Below are 20,419 nucleotides of genomic sequence, written 5' to 3'. Positions count from 1 at the left end.
TTGTATTGAAAACGTTCTCAATTAGATGTAGGTTTAAATGGAAAGGCCATTATTTGCTTTAATCCAAAGGGAGGGTTTTTGCATGAGTAACTTTACAAGTGAGCTGATTGGAACAATGATTCTGATTTTGCTCGGGGACGGAGTCGTTGCAGGGGTTGTCTTGAGAAAGACGAAATCTGAGAACGGCGGCTGGATTGTCATTACATTCGCTTGGGGTCTCGCCGTCATGACGGGAGCATACATTGCTGCCTCGAGTGGTGCGCATCTCAATCCTGCATTGACATTGGCGCTTGCCATGAATTCCGATTTACCGTGGGCAGACGTACCTGTCTATATCGCCGGTCAATTAATCGGAGCATTCATCGGTGCAGTACTCGTTTGGCTTCATTATATGAAACACTTTGAAGCGACTGATGATCAAGCAGCAAAACTGGGTGTATTCGCAACAGGTCCGGCGATTCGCCATACACCGTCAAATCTGATTTCAGAGATCATCGGGACGTTTGTCCTGGTATTCGGAATTCTGTCATTTGGTCTGACAACATTTGGTGACGGACTGAAACCATTCATCGTCGGTCTTCTTGTCGTCGTCATCGGTCTCTCGCTCGGTGGTACAACAGGGTATGCCATCAATCCAGCCCGTGACCTTGGTCCACGGATTGCACACGCTATCTTACCGATTAAAGGAAAAGGTTCATCTGACTGGAGTTACTCGTGGATTCCAATCGTTGGTCCAATCATCGGTGGTGGAGTAGCCGTCTTGCTGTATCAACTGCTGCAAAACTGATTTTGTTTGACACCTACATCTCAAGGGGGATTTCAGCATGGAAAACAAGTACATCTTAGCACTCGACCAAGGAACAACAAGCTCACGCGCCATTATTTTTGACCACGATGGTCAAATCGTGAACTCTGCGCAACGTGAATTCAAACAATACTTCCCGCAACCGGGCTGGGTCGAGCATGATGCCAATGAAATTTGGGGATCAATCCTCGCTGTCATGGCGGATTCTCTCGGAACGGCTGATATCAAACCGAGCCAAATCGCAAGTATCGGAATTACGAACCAACGTGAGACGACGGTCGTCTGGAACAAAGAAACAGGTAAACCTGTCTATCACGCGCTTGTCTGGCAATCCCGTCAAACATCCGGTATCTGTGATGAGCTGAATGCACAGGGTCTGAACCAAACATTCCGTGATAAAACAGGTCTTCTGATTGACGCCTACTTCTCAGGGACAAAAGTGAAGTGGATTTTGGATAACGTCGAAGGCGCACGGGAGCAGGCAGAAAACGGAGAACTTCTCTTCGGAACAATCGACACATGGCTCGTCTGGAAGCTGTCTGGCGGAAAAACGCATATCACAGACTATACAAACGCCTCCCGGACATTGATGTACAACATTTACGAACAAAAATGGGATGATGAGTTACTTGAAATCCTGACAGTTCCAAAATCAATGTTACCGGAAGTCCGTCAATCAAGTGAAGTGTATGACAACACAGTTCCGTATCATTTCTTCGGTTTTGAAGTTCCGATTGCCGGAATCGCCGGTGACCAGCAAGCAGCCCTCTTTGGTCAAACATGTTTCGAACCGGGTGAAGGAAAGAACACGTATGGTACAGGTTGCTTCATGCTCATGAACACTGGTGAAAAAGCCGTTTCGTCTGACCACGGTCTGCTGACGACAATCGCCTGGGGTGTCGACGGAAAAGTCGAATATGCACTCGAAGGATCGATTTTCGTTGCCGGATCAGCGATTCAGTGGTTACGTGACGGTTTACGGATGTTGAAAAATGCGAAAGACTCAGAAGGCTATGCCTTGAAAGTCGATTCGACAGAAGGCGTTTACGTCGTTCCTGCCTTCGTCGGACTCGGTGCCCCGTACTGGGATAGTGACGTTCGCGGCGCAATCTTCGGCTTAACACGCGGAACGGAGAAAGAACATTTCGTCCGTGCGACTCTTGAATCCCTTGCTTACCAGACACGTGATGTCTTGACGGCGATGGAAAAAGATTCAGGAATCGAATTGAAAACGTTGCGCGTTGACGGTGGTGCGGTTTCAAACGACTTCTTGATGCAGTTCCAGTCGGATATCTTAGGTGTACCGGTTGACCGTCCGGAAATCAATGAGACAACAGCTCTCGGTGCTGCCTATCTCGCCGGTCTCGCAGTCGGTTACTGGAAAGACAAAGCAGAAATCAAACAACAATGGAAACTGAACCATCAGTTTAAACCAGAAATGAAAGAAGACGATCGCGAACAGCGTTATGCCGGATGGCAAAAAGCGGTCGAAGCAACCATGGCGTTTAAACCAAACAAAAAAGAAGTCAACGCCTGATTTCTTTACTGGTATTCCTTCGCGGAATACCAGTTTTTTTGTTTTCCCTAAAAAAACAGGTTCGCTTCCTCTTCGGAAACGAACCTGTTAGATCAGACCACTTGTCTTACGAAAATTCTGCTTTGATGCCTGTTACGATATCATCCAGCGATTTTGATTGACCACTTAAGACCGCTGCCAAAAAAGCGCCCTCTACCAGCGGTGCTTCGACGAACTGAACGTTCCGGTCCCCACTGTATAATTCTAAGGCCAGTTCCGCGTTCATCGTCGCCGATCCGATATCCGTCAAAATTAAGCCGTCATCGTTCAACTCATTCATCGTCTCTTCAATTCGGGACGCATCGGTTCCGATACTGCCATCCGCCAGCCCTGCGGCAAGTAAAATCGGTGTATCCGGAGCCATTTCAGCCAATAGTTCCTTTAGTCCGGTCGCAAGCTTTTCACTATGGGAGACTAAAATCAAATTAATCATGACAAGACCTCCACAATCGAACGTAATAACAGTGAACTTGATAATGCGCCGGGATCCTGGACACCAACTGTTGCATCCCCAAAATAAGAAGCCCGTCCTTTTGTCGCCACACGCTCTTTTGTATCTGCCAATGCTTGATCGAGTGTTGCGTTCAAATCACTCTCTTGTTCCAGCGCTTCATAAAACGGTGTCCAAATATCGACCATCGTTTTTTGTCCAAACTCTGATTTCCCGCGCATTTTGATCCCATCCGTCGCTTCTTTGAAGGCTGCCGCGAGTTCCTGTCCTTCGACTTCTGTTTTCCCTTTAAACGCTCCGGCAAATTTAACGAATGCTGTCCCGTAAAGCGGACCCGATGCACCACCGACGGTTTTAATCAAGGTCATTCCGACTTGTTTTGACAAGGCACCTAAATCTTCATACTCTTCTTGCGCCTCAAGTTCTTTTTGTACAGCCTGGAAACCGCGCGACATATTGATGCCGTGGTCGCCGTCACCGATTTCCCGGTCAAGATCCGTCAATTCATCTTTATGTTGTTCGAGCTCGGCAGCCGCTTTAAGCAATGCTTTGCGGAATTCTTCAGTCGATAACTTCATCTATCTCACCCTCTTTTAATTAGAATCCGATTGCGTTCGTTTTGGCATCCAAGTAGCCGACCAGTTCATCGTCAACCGGAAGCAGCGTAATTGAGAAACCGTGCATTTCGAGTGATGTCATATAGTTGCCGACGAACGGACGAACGATCTCGTATCCTTTTGCCTGCAATTGTTCCGCGACATATTTATAGGTGATGTACAATTCCGATTCAGGCGTTCCGCCCATTCCGTTGACCATGACCGCTACTTTTTTATCGGTTACTTCCGCTGTCAATCGATCGAGTAATTCCGTCACGATGGCTTCGACGGAAGCAATCGGTTTCCGCTCCAGACCTTTTTCACCGTGAATCCCGATTCCGATTTCCATCTCATCCTCGTGCAAATCAAAACCGGGTTTACCGCTTTCCGGCATATAACAAGGTGACAATGCCATTCCGATTGACCGGACGCCGGCAATGACTTTCTCAGCGACTGCTTTGACTTCAGCAAGTGATTTGCCTTCTGCTGCCGCAGCACCGGCGATTTTATGGACAAAAATCGTTCCTGCGACACCGCGACGGTCTTCTTCTTTTTTAATGGCGATATCATCCCGGACGATGACCGTCTCGACTTTGATGTCTTCGAGTTCGGCCAACTCTTTCGCCATATCAAAGTTCATGACATCCCCGGAATAGTTTTTAACGACGAGCAGAACCCCTTTTCCCCCGTCTGCTGCCTTGATTCCCTCAAGCACCATATCCGGTGTCGGAGAAGTAAAGACTTCGCCACAGACAGCGGCTGCGAGCATACCGTCCCCAATAAATCCGGCATGGGCCGGCTCATGCCCGCTTCCCCCACCGGATACGAGGGCCACTTTTCCGTTTAACGGTTCTTTTCGTTTGATGACATTGACTCCGTCGACTTTTGCGTAAAGATCGGGATGTGCTAAAACGAGACCATCGACCATATCCGAGACAAACCGATTCGCATCTTGCATTAATTTATCCATCTTGAACGCTCCCTTGTCTAACGAATTTTGCCGTACCACTTACTCTTTACCACAAATCGAGACGACTTATGTCAAGGAAACATATGAAAATATTGACCAGTTCATTTCCAATCCGTTTTGATGATGCTATGCTGATAACACATCATCACGAGAGGAGTCCCCTTCTATGAACGCTTCGTTTCAAGCAGGTATCAAAGCCTGTCTGCCGACCGTCCTCGGTTATCTCGGCATCGGATTTTCTGCCGGCATCGTCGGACGCGCCGCCGGACTCAGTCCGCTTGAAATCGGTCTGATGTCTCTTCTGATTTACGCCGGAGCGGCCCAGTTCATCATCACCAGTCTGTTGCTGTTAAACAGTCCGTTCTCTGCCATCATCTTGACGACATTCATCGTCAACTCCCGTCATTTACTGATGAGTATGACGCTCGCACCGCGTGTTAAAAGCCGGCATCATTTAGACCGGTTTGGAATCGGCGCTCTCTTAACGGATGAGTCATTTGCCGTCGCCATGAATACTTCCTTAAAACGGCCGCTTGATGCACCATTCATGCATGGATTGAACATAACCGCTTATCTGAGCTGGATTGCCTCGACCGTCCTTGGAGCACTCGTTGGCAGTTGGTTCCCGGATCCGGAACGATTCGGACTGGATTTTGCTTTAACAGCGATGTTCATCGGGTTATTGTACCTGCAGTTTGAAAGTGAGCGGTCCCGCATCGCTCTAAATGGTCTGTTGCTCGTCCTTGTTTTCCTGTTGTTGTACATATCAATGCGCTATCTGTCACCGGAACTCGCCGTTTTATTCGCGACGATGATAGCTGCCAGTATAGGAGTTGTAATCTCACGATGGAAATCCGCTTAGAACTATTCGTCCTTTTTGCTGCCTGCGGTCTCGTGACGTTGATTCCGCGGATATTGCCGTTTTTGTTGATGCATGGTCTGACGTTACCCCGCCTGCTGACCGATTGGTTGTCGTTTATCCCGGTTTGTTTGTTAAGTGCGTTATTCTTTCAAAATTTATTAGTGGCACAAAGCGGAGGTTATCCAACGTTGTCGCTTCTCCACCTCACAGCATCCATTCCGACCGTCCTTGTCGCCGTCAGCAGTAAAAGTCTTTCCTACACCGTCATCACCGGTGTCCTGTCGATGGCATTGCTTCGGTTTTTCCAATGAGAATTGCTCCTTCTTCCTAAAAAAGACGAGAAAAAACGGGTGTTGTTCTGTTATTTCTCGTCTTTTTTTTATTACATTATTTCTCAGTTACGCCGATACATCTGCATAGTCCGGCGTCTGCTCAAACTCTTTTTTCGCAAACGGACAGAGCGGCAATAGTTTGACCTGTTCTTCCCGTGCCCACTCGACAATGGCTTTGACCAGTTGTTCGCCGATTTGTTGATTCCGGTGATTCGGGTCGACATACGTATGATCAATGATCCACTTGCCGCCTTTCGTATCACTGTATGTGATTTCCCCGACAGCTTGCCCCTCCTGATAAGCTTCAATCTTTTGATCCGCTCGTTTCAATTCCATCAGGCTTCCCTCCGTTCATATGATAAGGCACCGCTCGGACAGCCGTCGACGACCCGCATGACATCTTCGACTGGTGCACCGTCCGCTTCGATCCATGGACGTTTTTTAACATCAAAGACGGTCGGCAGACTCTTGACACAATGACCGGAATGCACACACTTCTGCATCAAAATAAACAATGATGTCTTTCCCTTCATACGCCTTTTTCATTTGAAGCGCCTCCTTGCTACAGAGTTCGCTGTTTCTGCTTCCGATTCCTCTACAAAAAAACGCCCGAACCAAGTTCGGACGTTTCAAGAGATTAGAACAAGACCATGTACTGATCGCGTTCCCATTCCGTGACTTGCGTCCGGAACATATCCCATTCGATTTCTTTCAGTTCAACGAAGTGCTCTGCGATGTGCTCGCCGAGTGCGTGCATGACGACGTCATCCGCTTTCAGTACTTCGAGTGCGTGGCTGAGTGTTGACGGAAGATCGTCAATGCCGTTTGCCACACGTTCCGGTTTGTCCATCACGTAGATGTTACGGTCGATCGGAGCCGGTGCTTGGAGATTATTTTTGATTCCGTCAAGACCTGAAGCGAGCAATGTCGCAAGTGCCAAGTACGGGTTAGCTGCCGGGTCGACTGAACGGACTTCGATCCGTGTTGAGAGACCGCGGGCTGCCGGTACACGAACGAGTGGTGAACGGTTACGGGCTGACCATGCGACGTAGCAAGGTGCTTCATAACCAGGCACAAGACGTTTGTACGAGTTGACTGTCGGGTTACAGACAGCTGTGAAGGCACGCGCGTGCTTCAGGATACCTGCCGTGAAGGCACGGGCATCATCAGACAATTGCATATTGCTGTTCTCTTCGTCAAAGAAGACGTTTTCGTTGCCTTTAAAGAGCGACATATTGGCGTGCATTCCTGAACCGTTAACGCCGTAAAGCGGTTTTGGCATGAATGTCGCGTGTAAGTTATGTTTTGCTGCAATCGTCTTAACAACGAGCTTAAACGTTTGGATGTTATCCGCCGTTGTGATCGCATCAGCGTATTTGAAGTCGATTTCGTGTTGTCCCGGTGCGACTTCGTGGTGAGATGCTTCGATTTCAAAGCCCATGTTTTCAAGCTCGATGACGATTTCCTTACGGCAGTTTTCACCGAGATCGACTGGTGCGAGGTCGAAGTAACCACCTTGATCATTCAGTTCAAGTGTCGGACGGCCGTTCGCATCCTTCTTGAACAAGAAGAATTCCGGTTCTGGACCGACGTTGAATGAAGTGAAGCCAAGTTCTTCCATTTCTTTAAGTACACGTTTGAGTTGACCACGCGGATCTCCAGCAAACGGTGTGCCATCTGGATTGTAGATGTCACAGATGAGACGTGCGACTTTACCCGTTCCGTCTTCTGTCCATGGGAATACGACCCATGTGTTGAGGTCTGGGAAGAGATACATATCTGATTCTTCAATGCGGACGAATCCTTCGATTGACGAACCATCGAACATCATTTTGTTATCAAGTGCTTTTTCCAATTGGCTGACTGGAATTTCAACGTTCTTGATTGTACCGAGGATATCTGTGAACTGTAAACGAATAAAACGTACATCCTCAGCTTTAGCGATTTTCATAATGTCTTCTCGTGTAATGTTGCGACGTGTCATGTGACAAATCCCCTCTCCGGCTCTTTTTTATATGGTAACAGGTGCTTACTTGAAAAATCGTCCGAGCTCACCTTGAATGAGTGACGTTTTTCCATGTCGCCCTGCTTCCTGCAATTCGTTTTTCAGGAGTTTATACAATTCGCCATCCGATAATTCCGGACGGGCCGTAACGACCTTCTCCGCAACTCGTTCCCGTTTGACAAGATCATTATCAAAAATCATTTTGATCCCTGCGATATTTAATCCCTGGTCCAGATATTCCTTGATCGACAACAAGCGATCGACATCGTTGAACGAATAGAGGCGACGTTTCGTCTCTGTCCGCTCCGGCTTGATCAATCCTTGTTCTTCGTAATATCGGATTTGTCGGGCAGATAACGCGGTCAACTCTTGAACGACTCCGATGGGGAATAGTGGCTTGGACTGTCGTGATAAGTCTGCCATTTCGTTCCTCCTTTTTCCTTACTTCATGAGAATAAACCTCTGTAAGGTAAGTTGTCAAGAGATGTAAGGAAAGTTAACATGACTTTCTTACAAGTCAGACGTCCTGCGTAACAGAGGTCTTTTCACATCAAGCTATTTTTTTAAACCTGTTGTGGTTGAATCAATTGTTGTTCCATCAGTTGATTGACAGCCGAAACAATCGCGATTTTGACGTGACTGTAGGTCAATCCGCCTTGAACGTACGCTGTATACGGTGCCCGGATCGGACCGTCTGCCGATAATTCGATTGACGATCCTTGGATGAAGGTTCCGGCAGCCATGATGACATCATCGGCGTATCCCGGCATATAGTCCGGAATCGGCAAAGCTTGCGCATTGACCGGAGAGGCCGCTTGAATCGCCTGACAAAAAGCAATCATCGGTTCCGGGGCATGGAAGGAGACCGATTGAATCAAGTCCGTCCGTTCCGCCGCATAATGCGGTGCCGTATCGAATCCGAACTGTTCCATCATGCTTGAAGTAAACATCGCCCCCATCAGCGCCTGACTGACCGTATGCGGAGCCATGAAGAACCCCTGGTACATGTCCTGCAGCGAATAAAGTGACGGACCGGCCTCGGCACCGATTCCAGGTGTCGTCATCCGGAACGATGCCCGTTCAATCAAATCGCGGCGTCCGACGAGATACCCGCCTGTTTTCGCAAGACCGCCGCCCGGATTTTTAATCAGTGATCCGGCCATCAGATCCGCTCCAACATGAGTCGGTTCGATCGTTTCGACGAATTCCCCGTAACAGTTGTCGACGAACACAATCACGTGCGGATGTTGTTCTTTGATCGCGGCAATCGCTTCGCCGATCTCAGTAACCGGTAAGCTCCGGCGGGTCACATAGCCTTTCGAACGCTGAATACCGACGACTTTTGTCTTGTCCGTGATCCGGGCGAGGACCGCTTCAAGATCAATCGTTTCAGCCTGTTTCATCTCGACGACGTCATAGGTGACACCAAGCTCTTTCAGGGAGCCGCGTCCGTCACCGCGGATGCCGACGATTTCCTCTAACGTATCGTACGGTTTACCGGTGATATACAGCAATTCATCGCCCGGCAGCAATAAACCGAACAACGCAATCCCGATTGCATGCGTCCCGCTGATGATCTGTGCCCGGCACAGTCCGGCTTCCGCACCGAAGACCGACGCGTAAATCCGCTCGAGATTGTCGCGCCCTTCATCGTTGTAACCGTAACCGGTCGATGGCATGAAGTGAAAGTCACTCACTTTATGTTCCCGGAAAGCGTTCAGGACACGAAACTGGTTCTGTTCCGCAATTTGTTGCGCCTTACGGATTCCCGGCGCGATTTTTTCTTCCGCCTGCTCGACGAACGGACGGATCGTTTCATAATGCGTTAACTCTGTAAACATGCTTACACCTCGTATTGTTTCAATGTCGAGTACAGCCGCGTATCCTTACGCAAATAGCCTTTTAAGGTCACGGATCCGTCCTCTTCATATTGTTCTGTTAAATTCATCATGACTTCCTTCGCCGGATTGTAATGCGCAAACGCATGGACCGGAATCCGGATCTCGAGATACTCGAGAATGTCACTGATCGCTTTTTCGATTTCGACGGTCAAACGATCGATGTCTGCCGGATCAAGAGCCGAAATCAACAGTTTTCCACCGCTGAATAAATGCGTTAACTGGTCTTTTTTATTGAAGACCTCGAGTTGCGGGATGTCTCCGGCACCGAGTTCATCGAGGACATCATTCGTCGTCTGCATCTGATTCAGATAATGTTCGCTTGAGGCATCGATGACGTGAAGAATCAGATCCGCCTCGAGCACTTCTTCGAGTGTCGACCGGAACGCCGCAATCAATTTCGTCGGCAGATCCTGAATGAACCCGACGGTATCCGTCAACAGAATCTGTCCGCCTTCCGGCAGGTCGAGCTGACGCGTCAACGGATCGAGCGTCGCAAATAATTCGTTTTTTTCATACGTGTCGGCATTGGTCAACCGGTTGAAAATCGTTGATTTCCCGGCGTTTGTGTATCCGACGAGTGCGATTTGGAACGTCTGGTTTTCTTTCCGACGTTCCCGGTAACGGGCACGGTGGGCAACGGACGTTTCCAACTGTTTCTTGATTTCGTCGACACGGCGGCGGATATGCCGGCGGTCGGTCTCAAGTTTCGATTCCCCGGGACCACGTGTCCCGATTCCGCCTCCAAGACGTGACAATTGGGTTCCCTGCCCGCTCAAGCGCGGCAACAGGTAACTCATCTGAGCGAGTTCGACTTGCAGTTTCCCTTCCCGGGACTGGGCACGACCGGCAAAGATATCGAGAATCAATTGTGTCCGGTCAATCAGTTTGATCGATTCCGGATCTTCGAGAGCAATCCGGATATTTTTCATCTGACCCGGCGTGACTTCGGCATTAAAAATAATCAAATCCGGTTCGAGTTCCTGTGCTAATGCGACCAGTTCCTCGACCTTCCCTTTTCCGATAAACGTACGGCGGTCGATCGATTGACGCTTTTGATCGAGTCGTCCCACGACGACGGCGTGCGCGGTCGTAACGAGTGCTTCGAGCTCCGCGACCGATTCTTCATAAATATGATCCGGTACACCGGGGAGCTGACAACCGACGACGATGACGCGTTCTGACATATAATCATTCCTTTCAAAATAACAAACCTTCTGCGCCCCTAATCATACCACATGGACCTCTTGTCTGAACATTTTTGGACAGGAAACATCCGTTCGGTTTATGATAAAGAAAAGTATCTCAAACAGGAGGTCTGTTATGGCACGCGAACGGCTTGACTACACTTTGCCGGAATTCATCGAACGGTATCTGTTTTTCCTCAGCGCAAGCGGCAGACAGGACTCGACGATCCGGCGTTACCGGTACGATCTGATTGAAATTCACCGTTATATGACCGAAGTGGATCAGCCGCTCGAGACGATCGAGGATTTCAAAGCGATTCCGCTCGAAACCTGGAAAACGTTCATTAATGAGTATTTGATCGAAGAAAAATTGTATCAACAGGCAACGGTCGCCCGAATTGTCACTGTCCTCAACCAAATCAATTACCAGATCCGGCAGACGAAATCGAAGCTGATCGAATATGCCCAACCGACCCACGAACTGACGCCGCAGCATATCGCGTCACTGGCCGAATACGAGCAACTGATCCGGACGAACCGGTCCGACCGGGGCTTGACGGACCACCAGCTCGTTGCGCGGCCGTATCTGATCGACCGGAACGAACTGATTTTACGGCTCTTTTACCGCTACGGTCTCCGCGTCCACCACATCATCGGTCTGAAGATGCAGGATTTGAATTTTGCGCAACGCGAGATGACGGTTCACGACCGGCTTGGGAATGCCTACCTGCTCCACCTCGAACGGGACGACCAGGATTTGATGCTTGGTTATTTAAAGACGATCCCGGAACCGGTCCGTCCGCGGTACCACTCGACCGACCCGTTTTTCGTCGCCTTTGATTTCTCACGGATGACCTTCCGCTGGGTATACAGTAAAAATGCTCCGAAACAATTGTCGATCGTCATGATCACGAAGATGATGCGGCAGTTAAACGAACGGTCGGACAATAAACGGATCATTACGCCGTCGATGCTGCGGAACAGTTTCATTCTCGGTACGTATCTCGAAGAACTGACGAAAGAGGAACGGCTGACGAAGACGTGTCTTTATAAAGAGGTTTCACTCCGGCGTTATGCGGAAGCGTTCGACGAACTGAAGGGTTTGTTATAACAAAAAAGGAGCAACGCCATGGCGTTGCTCCAACAAGTAGGCGGCCCCCCGGCCGTCTTTTTTTAACGCGTGACTTCTTCCGTTTCCGTTTCCTGTTCATACAACGTCACATTACGTGCCGGTGCGAACGTCGAGATGGCGTGTTTGTAAATCAATTGCTGTTTGCCTTCCGATTCTAAAATGACGGTGAAGTTGTCAAACGACTTGATCAATCCCCGTAACTGATACCCGCTGATTAAAAACACTGTCGTCGGAACCGAATCTTTTCGTAATTGATTTAAGAAATAGTCTTGAATGTTGTACGTTGCCTTCATAAGCCCCCGTGCCCCCTCTATTTTTATCTGTTTTTCTTTCAGGCTACTCCGATTTAACCGCTTTCAGAAACCCTACTGTTCTATCATAGATAATTTTGAAGTTTTCTTCAAATGAAAGCCTTCCCATTTCAATCCAATTTCCGTCAAATTGATGGCGGAACCACGTCAGTTGCCGTTTGGCGAAACGACGGGTGTTCCGTTTCAGCTGCTCGACAGCCGGTTCGAGCGGTGCCCCTTCGAGAACCGGAACGATTTCCTTATAGCCGATTGCCTGCATCGCTTTCGTGTCCCGATAGCCGGCTGCAACCAATCGATCGACTTCCGCAACCAATCCCTGTTCAATCATTAAGTCGACCCGCTGATCAATCCGGTCGTACAGCTGTTCCCGGTCTTCCATATGTAAGACGAACAACAGACTGTCATACAAACTCGGTTCACTGCCGGAGACTTGCGTCTGTCCGCTCATCGCGACTTCAATCGCCCGGACGACCCGTTGAATATTGTTCGGGTGAATTTCGTCCGCCCGTTTGGCATCCAGCTGGCGCAGACGGTCATGCAGAGCCGTTGCTCCTTCCGCTTGGGCGAACTGTTCCAGTTCCTCGCGCAAGACTTTATTTTCCGCCTGGACGGTAAATTGATAATCATACAGAATCGCCCGGATATAGAGTCCGGTTCCGCCGACGATGATCGGCAGCTTGCCTTTGGCGGCAATCTCATCGATTGCTGTCCGGGCCAGCGTTTGAAAACGCGCGACGCTCATCTCGTCATCCGGATCGACGAGATCAAGCAGATGGTGCGGGATTCCTTCCATCTCTTCCTGTGTCACTTTGGCGGATCCGATATCCATCTGTTTATAGACCTGAACGGAATCACCGGAAATGATTTCACCGTTTAATTTTTTTGCTAATTCAATTCCTGTCTTCGTTTTTCCGACAGCGGTCGGTCCAACGATGACAATGACGGGCTGTTTACTCAATGACATCACCATTCCTAGTTCATACATTTTTGTAGTCAGTGTATCATATCCGTACAAGTCGCAGACACGACAAAAAAACCGTCTTCTCATAAAAGAAGACGGTTCAATGAGTTCTGTTACACACGGCGGATGAAGTCATCGTATACCGCACTAAATACACACCATCCACAAATGACTAAACCTGTTAGCATAATTCCCCAATCAGCCATTTCGGCACCTCCTCGTTGTCTTTAAATACCTTTTGACAAAACCGGGACTTCGTAAACCCTTTCAAACAGGTTTGACACCAATTACTGGAATCGCTATGATAAAAGTACGATTGTTACATAGCGCAGAAGCTGACCTGCATCGGCTTCTTTTCAGAGGGATTCCCCTCTTGATTCCATGCAGATGCCCGACATCTGCAAAAAGTCCCTTTTCCATTACGGAGAAGGGACTTTTTTTGTTTGGACTGTACGTATCAGTACATATCTTTCTGTGTGAAATTCCAGAATGCGACAACCAACGCGACGATCGTCCAGCAGAGCAGAACGGCGAGCGAAAACGGTAACGTCATTCCTTCGATCGGCGGTGCTTGTCCGTCGAGGTAGTTGATTAAACCAAAGTTGACGTTGACGAGATATTTTGAACTCGTCCAGCTTGAACCAAGCGTTGTCAGCAAAGTTCCGGAAATCAGGACAGCCATCATTATACCGATACCGGTTGCCGTGTTTTTGACAAGCACGGACACCATTAAGGCAATCGTCGCGACCACAGCCGTGACGATCCAGGCGAGACCAATCGCCATCAGCAGATACTCCCACATCGGTATCGTATGCACGAATTCGGTCGAGAACGTTCCGCTCGGCGACGCCTGGAACCCGGTTAGGATTGGTGCGGTCCAGCCGTCATATCCGAGGACGATACCGGAAATCGCATAACAGACGGCGGCAGTCAACGCCATCAGCATCGACGTATAGAGCAGGACCGTCAACCATTTCGCCATCAGGATCTTCCAGCGCCTTACAGGACGGGACAGCAACGTCTTGATTGTTCCGTCATTCTGCTCCCCGCTGACGATATCCGCCATGATGACGATGATGAAGAGCGGCAGGATTAACGTCAATCCTTGAGAGAAGAAGATCCGGATGAAGGTCGGCGCCCCCGGATAATTCGGATTGATGTCGTTATCGAGATAATATTGATTTTGCTTTAAATCAAATTCTAAAAACTGGCGAAATTCGTCCTGGATACTGCTCGAAGCCAGACGGTTTTGAGTATCGACGATATCCTGTTGCAACTCGACCCGCCAATCGAGCGTTCCCTGTTTCTTGATCTGTTCCTGGATGTCACGGTACTGCGCATACGTGAACATCGAGACGAGGACCACTAAGATGATGGCAACGACGGCAAAACGTTTTTTCGAAGCAATCTTCATGACTTCGTTTTGAATCAAACCGAGCATGTTCGGATTACGCAATATGATCTCCTCCTGTCAATGTAATGAAGAGATCTTCGAGCGTCTGGACTTTCCGTTCGATCGTCCATACTTCGACACCCGCTTCGAACAGCTGTTTATTCAAGGATGGTGTCTTGCTTGCATCCATCAGGGTATGGACCGTGTTGGCATCCACGATTTCCGAGACCTGAACGTCAGGCGACGCGGACAGGATCTCGTTTGCTTTAAACGCGTCATCGACACGCCAGTCGACTCCCGGTGCAAGCGATTCGACCAGTTCCTTGACCGTTCCGACCTGCACGATTTTTCCGTAACTCATGATGGCGACACGATCCGCCAGCATCTCGATTTCCGCCAGGATATGACTCGACACGAGGACCGACAAACCGGTCTCATCGACCAGTTTCCGGATGAATTGACGTAAATCACGGATTCCCATCGGATCGAGTCCGTTTGTCGGTTCGTCCAGTATCAGGACATCGGGCCGTCCGAGCAACGCTTGGGCAATCCCGAGACGCTGACGCATCCCGAGCGAATAGGTCCGGACTTGATCGTCAACGCGTGCCGTCAAATCGACCAGGTCAATGACTTCCTGGATCCGGGCATCGTCGACATTCGGCAGCATCCGTGAGAAGACTTGTAAATTTTCACGCCCCGTCAGATATTTATACAGTTCGGGATTTTCAACGATCGAGCCGATTCGTTGCATCGCTTGAACAAACTGTTTCCGGACATCAAAGTCGCAGACCGTGATATTACCGGATGTCGGTTTGATTAATCCGACGAGCATACGGATCGTCGTCGTCTTTCCGGCACCATTGGGTCCGAGGAATCCGAACACTTCACCGGGGAAGATTTCAAATGAAATATTATCGATGATCGTTTTCTTTCCAATGACTTTTGTGACTGATTCTAATTTTACGGTTGGTTTCACGTCTCTCACCTCTTAGTATCCATTCTAGCGGAATAATGAATGATTTACCTTATTGGAACACTTCAAAACCGCACATTCCAAAAAGGTTTGCTACAATCATAGTAACAGCAAAAGGAGGAACGGTTCATGAAACGATATCTTTGGCCACTTTTTTTAATAGTTTCTCTTATTTTAACGGCAGTCTTCGGGTACGGCTTTGCCAGTGCCTATAACGATGTCGTCAATCCCCCGAAACGGGCCGTCTTGACGCCGACCAAGGAAGAACTGGTCAAAAAAGGCGGAACTTATGTCGCGCTCGGTGATTCCCTGACACGCGGCGTCGGTGCCTCGAACGGAAACAGTTACGCCGCCATCGTCGGTCGCGAGCTTGTCAAAAAGGACCGCGTTGAACGTTTCCAAAATCTCGCCGTCAGCGGTGCCCGGACGGAAGATCTCTTAAAACAGTTGAAACAAAAGGAAGTCCGCCGCACGTTGTCCCAAGCAAAAGTCATCTCGGTGACGATTGGCGGAAACGATTTATTCAACCGCGGTGAAGGTGTCGCAAACTTCAATGCGAAGAAGACAGCCGCCACGATTGCAACGGCTCAAACCAACCTCGCCAAGACATTCAAGATCCTGCGTAAAGAAAATCCGGATGCCGTCATCTTTTACGTCGGACTCTACAATCCGTTCCGCGCCAGTGAAAATGGACAGGCGTTTGACGCCATCGTCCAGGAATGGAATGCGAAATCACGGACACTCGGTCTGAAATACGATATCGAAATCATCGATACGTTTAATCTCGTCCGTGACGTCAAACGTGATCTTTCAAGCGACCAGTTCCATCCGAACGATTCGACATACGAAGACATTGCCAACGCAGCCATCCTCGCCGTCGAAAAACGTTTTTAATTGAATAATGAAAAGGGTAACCGGAAAAGCAACTGATTGCTTTCCGGTCACCCTTTTGTTTTGTCCTGACAATTTAATGCAGTCCTTATTTCAAACGTTTAGCAAACGCAATCAAGACCCACTGCAACGGCAAACGGCCCCATAGTCCCCAAGCCGGCAATGTTTTCCCGTTAACCGGTTTCGGATTGACCGCCATATTGATATTTGCCGGTAAGACGGCATATAAAAATGCCGGTAATGTCTTCCGGACGAGGTCAACACCACGTCCGGACAGCAGCATCAAGCCGTACAGGATTTCGATCACACCCGTCACCTGGACGAAAAAACGTTTGAACGGGATGAAAGCGGGCATAATCTTAACGAACCCCTTTTCATTTCGAAAATGACCGATTCCGGCAAACAACAGGCCGGCACCGTACAAAACACGCAGTACATACTTCATCTGAATCTCTCCCTTTGTGACTAAGTCGGTTACTTAAGTACGAAACACACTCAGTGTACCGAACTGGCCGACGCGACTCAACTGTTTGAGATTGTTGTCGAATTATGGGGAATGATGAGGCATTTTGGAAAAACCACCGTAATTTCATTCCGGCCGATTAAATTTGATACATTAATCTTAGAAAAAACACTACATGAAGGGATGGATTTCGATGGCAGGAAAAACAAGACAACTCTTACCCGGACTTACTGGAGGCATCATCGGTGCTGTACTTACCGCAACAGTCGCCTTTCCGATTTTGATGGATCAAGAACAGCAAGTCGCCGATACACCACTCTCAAACGGCATGCCAAAACAAATTTCGACGACGACAAGCGATCCCGTAACAAACGCTGTCGCAACGGCTCAAAAATCCGTCGTCACGGTCACGAACTATCAATCGGGGAATTCGATGAGTCAGGAAGAGGCAGCAGCGGGTTCCGGCTCAGGTGTCATTTATAAAAAAACAGATGGTAAAGCCTACATCATTACGAACCACCACGTCGTCGACGGAGCCTCGAAACTCGAGGTCACGTTGAACAACGGCAAAACACTCAGCGCCAAATTACTGGGCAGTGACGAAACGTACGATTTAGCCGTACTGGAAGTCAACGCCAGTGATGTTCCGTCCGTTATCACACTCGGAAAATCGGCTGACTTAAAAGCCGGTCAAACCGTGCTCGCCATCGGTAACCCGCTCGGTGAGTTCCAAAACTCGGTCACCCGAGGTATCGTCAGCTCAAACGACCGGACGGTTCCCGTTGATACGAACAAGGATGGACAGGACGACTTCAATACGACGGTGATCCAAACGGATGCCGCCATCAATCCGGGGAACTCCGGTGGGGCCTTGATCAATGAACAAGGACAACTGGTCGGCATCAACTCGATGAAGATTGCCGAAACAGGCGTCGAAGGCGTCGGTTTCAGCATTCCGATCGATGACGCACTGCCGATTTTAAAACAGCTCGAAACGAACGGTGAAGTCAAACATCCGACACTCGGTGTCGCACTGCAGGATGTCTCGGCCTTCCCTGCCGGTTACCTGCTGGACCAAGTCAAATTGCCGGAATCACAAAAAACAGGCGTCGTCGTCATGTCCGTCGAACCGAACAGTCCCGCCGCTTCTGCAAAATTGAAAACCGGTGATGTCATCACGAAAATCAATAATGAGGAAATCAAAAGTTTTGTCGACATTAAAACCGCGTTGATTAAATCGGACGGCAACGTCACGTTGAATATCATCCGTGACGGAAAACAAATGACGGTCTCGACTAAAACAACAACGACCGATCAACTGTAAAGAACTGACAAGATACGTTTCAACCCCCTCCTATATCGGGTATTGTTTTATAACAATATCGATTGGGAGGCTTTTTTTATGTATGATTTGATTGGCGTAGGAATCGGACCGATGAATCTGGGGTTAAGTGCTCTGGCCCATCCGACACCTTTACGGACACTATTTTTTGACGAAAGCGAACAATTCTCTTGGCATCCCGGGATGATGATCAAGGATTCGATGATGCAGACAAGCTTCATTTCCGATCTTGTCACACTTGCCGATCCGACAAGCCCGTTTACGTATTTGAACTATTTACGATCTCTCAACCGTTTGCATACGTTTTATTTTTACGAAAAACTACTTATTTCGCGACAAGAATATAATGCTTACTTGAAATGGGTCTCGACTCAGCTCGACGATTTACATTTTTCGACCCGCGTCATCGATATTCAAGATACGGGTGACAGTTATGAAGTCTTGGTCGAAGAAGTCGCGACCGGTAAACGGACGACATACGAAACACGAAACGTCGTGCTCGGAACCGGTTCGAAACCTTCGATTCCGGGGAGTTTTGATAAAAATGTCATCCATAACACCCAATACGTCATGGAAAAAGAAGCCATCCTGCAACAGGATAAAGTCAGCATTGTCGGTTCCGGTCAAAGTGCGGCTGAAATTTTCCTCGATTTACTGACGAGCGACCGTCCGGAAACCTTTGAACTCGAATGGATTTCCCGCTCGACTATTTTCGAGACGCTTGAGACCGGCAAACTGGGTGAAGAAATCTTTTCTCCGAGTTACGTCCGTTACTTCAACAGTCTGCCGCTTGCTACCAGACAGGAAGCAGTCGCCAAATTCACGCGGTCCCAAAACGGGATTAGTCCCGAAACACTGCAAGCCATTTATGAACACCTCTATGATTTATCACCGGAAGAACAACAACGGGTCAAAATCCGGGCCAACTTGGAAGTCGATCAGATTTCATACGATTCTGACTTTACGATCACGATGCGGCATACCGAACTGAATGAACAACGGACTTCCAAAACCGGTGCCGTCGTCGCTGCGACCGGGTTCGTCCCGTCTCTCCCCCGCTTCATCAATCGGCTCGATATCGAGTTTGAAGGCGAACAGCAGGCATGGAAGGTCGATGCCAACTACCGGATCAGCCGAACTGTTTCGGCGAATCATCATTTGTATGCGACGACGAACCTCGAACTGTCACACGGTCCGGCAGCCGATAACCTCGGCATGTCCGTTTCACGCAACCAACTCATTTTAAATGATGTCGCCGGTAAAGAATTGTATCCGGTCGAACAGCATGCCACCTTCACGACGTTTGACTGATCATCGGACAAAACAAGAGATCCTTGGCAACTTGGCTGAGGATCTCTTTCGTTTGTTTTCTTACGGTTTTTTCGTCAGCTCGAGCGTCGCTAAAATCAGTAAGGCCGACTGCAGACGACTTTTGCCGCTTTTCGCGAGCAACAGATGAAACGCAATCAACCAATTGACCTCATCTGAAAAGCGGTTGCGGGACCGCTCCCGGTCGACGACACGCGTCACATAAATCATATCGACCCGTTCGGTCGTCTCAAGCAATGCCAGTAACGGAAAAATCCGATCCCAAATCCGCAATTCCCGTTCTTCCATCATTTCGCACCAGGCTTGAATCCGCTTTTTTTGACTATCGATCGATTTCGATGCGGCTAAAATCTGGGCCGTCATCAACCGTTCGCTTGAAGGTTTCATCCATCGTTCCAACCACCGTTCGGCTTGTTCGACCGTTTCGATGAATCGTTCCGGAAGGTTTTCCCCTTCCATGAGCGTCGATGTCACCACATATTGCTTCGCCAGATTGAGGACAGGACGTGTCTGTCGCAGTTGTTCTACGATCGGAAAGGCGTCGATTCCCTGTTCACGGTTTAAGACTTCACCGAGTGCAAAGAACGGTCGGACTGCCTTTTCTTTAATAAAGCGTCGTTTGATGTGGCGCTCCGCCTCAATGACCCGTTCGAGCAATCGCTCCGGTTCAGGACTGTTTAACTGGATATGTGAGATCAAGAGCGGCGTATACCGGCTGCGTAGAGCTGAAAACCGGGTCGTCTTCTGTTTGACGATTTGCATCATCCGATCATACGCCGCTTTGTCGAAAACCGTATTATGAATCGTATATGACAAGGCAAAAAAGCGATGAAAATCATGTGAGGATTCCCCGTGTAACGTCGAATAGGTTTCATTATAGTTTTCACAAAACAAACCGTACATGTCCCCGTCCTCCCTTCTCTTATATGTTCCCGGTTCCCA

The 20,419-nt window shown here is 48.9% G+C and carries 23 protein-coding genes; 8 read left to right on the top strand and 15 right to left on the bottom strand.

Annotated elements, in window-relative coordinates; all coding sequences use genetic code 11:
* Positions 1 to 82 precede the first annotated feature (82 nt).
* Both ABIC15_RS06550 and glpK read left to right on the top strand, forming a co-directional pair.
* The gene (locus ABIC15_RS06550; protein ID WP_012369994.1) at positions 83 to 787 is read left to right on the top strand and encodes an MIP/aquaporin family protein; all 705 of its coding nucleotides are present in this window, start codon (positions 83 to 85) and stop codon (positions 785 to 787) included.
* Positions 788 to 824: 37 nt separating this feature from the next.
* On the top strand, positions 825 to 2,342 hold the full coding sequence (gene glpK / locus ABIC15_RS06545; RefSeq protein ID WP_012369993.1) for a glycerol kinase GlpK: 1,518 nt from the start codon (positions 825 to 827) through the stop codon (positions 2,340 to 2,342).
* Between the two features lie 106 nt (positions 2,343 to 2,448).
* Here glpK and dhaM read toward each other — a convergent pair whose 3' ends face one another.
* The 3 genes from dhaM to dhaK are packed head-to-tail and all read right to left on the bottom strand — an operon-like array spanning position 2,449 to position 4,398.
* Complete coding sequence (gene dhaM / locus ABIC15_RS06540; protein WP_012369992.1) at positions 2,449 to 2,814, bottom strand: dihydroxyacetone kinase phosphoryl donor subunit DhaM; 366 nt, start codon at positions 2,812 to 2,814, stop codon at positions 2,449 to 2,451.
* On the bottom strand, positions 2,811 to 3,410 hold the full coding sequence (dhaL, locus tag ABIC15_RS06535) for a dihydroxyacetone kinase subunit DhaL (protein WP_012369991.1): 600 nt from the start codon (positions 3,408 to 3,410) through the stop codon (positions 2,811 to 2,813). Before dhaL ends, dhaM begins: the two co-directional genes overlap by 4 nt.
* Before the next feature lie 19 nt (positions 3,411 to 3,429).
* On the bottom strand, positions 3,430 to 4,398 hold the full coding sequence (dhaK, locus tag ABIC15_RS06530; protein ID WP_354020123.1) for a dihydroxyacetone kinase subunit DhaK: 969 nt from the start codon (positions 4,396 to 4,398) through the stop codon (positions 3,430 to 3,432).
* A 166-nt stretch (positions 4,399 to 4,564) separates the two neighbouring features.
* Between dhaK and ABIC15_RS06525 the strand changes: the two genes are divergently transcribed.
* Both ABIC15_RS06525 and ABIC15_RS06520 read left to right on the top strand, forming a co-directional pair.
* Positions 4,565 to 5,260, top strand: coding sequence for an AzlC family ABC transporter permease (locus ABIC15_RS06525; RefSeq protein ID WP_012369989.1), 696 nt, complete (start codon positions 4,565 to 4,567; stop codon positions 5,258 to 5,260).
* Positions 5,245 to 5,571: an AzlD domain-containing protein gene (locus ABIC15_RS06520; RefSeq protein ID WP_012369988.1), complete on the top strand. Its 327-nt coding sequence runs from the start codon at positions 5,245 to 5,247 to the stop codon at positions 5,569 to 5,571. The genes ABIC15_RS06525 and ABIC15_RS06520 overlap by 16 nt, the downstream gene beginning before the upstream one ends.
* Before the next feature lie 87 nt (positions 5,572 to 5,658).
* Here ABIC15_RS06520 and ABIC15_RS06515 read toward each other — a convergent pair whose 3' ends face one another.
* The 6 genes from ABIC15_RS06515 to hflX form a co-directional block, all read right to left on the bottom strand.
* Complete coding sequence (locus ABIC15_RS06515) at positions 5,659 to 5,928, bottom strand: GNAT family N-acetyltransferase (protein ID WP_012369987.1); 270 nt, start codon at positions 5,926 to 5,928, stop codon at positions 5,659 to 5,661.
* A complete protein-coding gene (locus ABIC15_RS06510; RefSeq protein ID WP_354020121.1) occupies positions 5,928 to 6,125 on the bottom strand; it encodes a (4Fe-4S)-binding protein in 198 nt (65 codons plus the stop codon). The genes ABIC15_RS06515 and ABIC15_RS06510 overlap by 1 nt, the downstream gene beginning before the upstream one ends.
* 104 nt (positions 6,126 to 6,229) lie before the next feature.
* Positions 6,230 to 7,576: a type I glutamate--ammonia ligase gene (glnA, locus tag ABIC15_RS06505; RefSeq protein WP_012369986.1), complete on the bottom strand. Its 1,347-nt coding sequence runs from the start codon at positions 7,574 to 7,576 to the stop codon at positions 6,230 to 6,232.
* A gap of 45 nt (positions 7,577 to 7,621) precedes the next feature.
* Positions 7,622 to 8,020 carry a MerR family transcriptional regulator gene (locus ABIC15_RS06500; protein ID WP_012369985.1) on the bottom strand — a complete coding sequence of 133 codons (399 nt, stop codon included), beginning with the start codon at positions 8,018 to 8,020 and terminating at the stop codon, positions 7,622 to 7,624.
* 140 nt (positions 8,021 to 8,160) lie between these two features.
* Complete coding sequence (locus ABIC15_RS06495; RefSeq protein WP_012369984.1) at positions 8,161 to 9,438, bottom strand: methionine gamma-lyase family protein; 1,278 nt, start codon at positions 9,436 to 9,438, stop codon at positions 8,161 to 8,163.
* Positions 9,439 to 9,440: 2 nt separating this feature from the next.
* Positions 9,441 to 10,682, bottom strand: coding sequence for a GTPase HflX (gene hflX, locus ABIC15_RS06490; protein WP_012369983.1), 1,242 nt, complete (start codon positions 10,680 to 10,682; stop codon positions 9,441 to 9,443).
* 136 nt (positions 10,683 to 10,818) lie between these two features.
* On the opposite strand from hflX, the gene ABIC15_RS06485 reads away from it, so the two are divergent.
* A complete protein-coding gene (locus ABIC15_RS06485) occupies positions 10,819 to 11,793 on the top strand; it encodes a tyrosine-type recombinase/integrase (RefSeq protein ID WP_012369982.1) in 975 nt (324 codons plus the stop codon).
* 62 nt (positions 11,794 to 11,855) lie between these two features.
* Here ABIC15_RS06485 and hfq read toward each other — a convergent pair whose 3' ends face one another.
* From hfq to ABIC15_RS06465, 4 genes are all read right to left on the bottom strand, one after another.
* Complete coding sequence (gene hfq / locus ABIC15_RS06480; RefSeq protein ID WP_012369981.1) at positions 11,856 to 12,107, bottom strand: RNA chaperone Hfq; 252 nt, start codon at positions 12,105 to 12,107, stop codon at positions 11,856 to 11,858.
* 43 nt (positions 12,108 to 12,150) lie between these two features.
* Positions 12,151 to 13,089 (bottom strand): tRNA (adenosine(37)-N6)-dimethylallyltransferase MiaA, encoded by a 939-nt coding sequence (miaA, locus tag ABIC15_RS06475; protein ID WP_012369980.1) that lies wholly within the window; start codon positions 13,087 to 13,089, stop codon positions 12,151 to 12,153.
* 454 nt (positions 13,090 to 13,543) lie between these two features.
* Complete coding sequence (locus ABIC15_RS06470; RefSeq protein ID WP_354020117.1) at positions 13,544 to 14,542, bottom strand: ABC transporter permease; 999 nt, start codon at positions 14,540 to 14,542, stop codon at positions 13,544 to 13,546.
* Positions 14,535 to 15,455 (bottom strand): ABC transporter ATP-binding protein, encoded by a 921-nt coding sequence (locus tag ABIC15_RS06465; protein ID WP_012369978.1) that lies wholly within the window; start codon positions 15,453 to 15,455, stop codon positions 14,535 to 14,537. The genes ABIC15_RS06470 and ABIC15_RS06465 overlap by 8 nt, the downstream gene beginning before the upstream one ends.
* Positions 15,456 to 15,581: 126 nt before the next feature.
* On the opposite strand from ABIC15_RS06465, the gene ABIC15_RS06460 reads away from it, so the two are divergent.
* The gene (locus ABIC15_RS06460; protein ID WP_354020115.1) at positions 15,582 to 16,346 is read left to right on the top strand and encodes an SGNH/GDSL hydrolase family protein; all 765 of its coding nucleotides are present in this window, start codon (positions 15,582 to 15,584) and stop codon (positions 16,344 to 16,346) included.
* An 85-nt stretch (positions 16,347 to 16,431) separates the two neighbouring features.
* Here ABIC15_RS06460 and ABIC15_RS06455 read toward each other — a convergent pair whose 3' ends face one another.
* Positions 16,432 to 16,788 carry a DoxX family protein gene (locus ABIC15_RS06455; RefSeq protein WP_012369976.1) on the bottom strand — a complete coding sequence of 119 codons (357 nt, stop codon included), beginning with the start codon at positions 16,786 to 16,788 and terminating at the stop codon, positions 16,432 to 16,434.
* Between the two features lie 211 nt (positions 16,789 to 16,999).
* Here ABIC15_RS06455 and ABIC15_RS06450 point away from each other — a divergent pair, with 211 nt between their 5' ends.
* On the top strand, positions 17,000 to 18,130 hold the full coding sequence (locus ABIC15_RS06450) for a S1C family serine protease (RefSeq protein ID WP_214765250.1): 1,131 nt from the start codon (positions 17,000 to 17,002) through the stop codon (positions 18,128 to 18,130).
* Positions 18,131 to 18,208: 78 nt separating this feature from the next.
* Positions 18,209 to 19,459, top strand: coding sequence for a lysine N(6)-hydroxylase/L-ornithine N(5)-oxygenase family protein (locus ABIC15_RS06445; protein WP_012369974.1), 1,251 nt, complete (start codon positions 18,209 to 18,211; stop codon positions 19,457 to 19,459).
* Positions 19,460 to 19,519: 60 nt separating this feature from the next.
* Here the strand turns inward: ABIC15_RS06445 and ABIC15_RS06440 are convergent, their stop codons facing one another.
* Positions 19,520 to 20,380: a DUF4003 family protein gene (locus tag ABIC15_RS06440; RefSeq protein ID WP_012369973.1), complete on the bottom strand. Its 861-nt coding sequence runs from the start codon at positions 20,378 to 20,380 to the stop codon at positions 19,520 to 19,522.
* Between the last annotated feature and the right edge of the window lie 39 nt (positions 20,381 to 20,419).

Origin of the sequence: Exiguobacterium sp. PvP048 (genome assembly GCF_040549175.1) — a bacterium.
Lineage (GTDB): Bacteria > Bacillota > Bacilli > Exiguobacteriales > Exiguobacteriaceae > Exiguobacterium_A > Exiguobacterium_A artemiae.
This window is presented reverse-complemented; position numbering and strand designations above follow the sequence as displayed.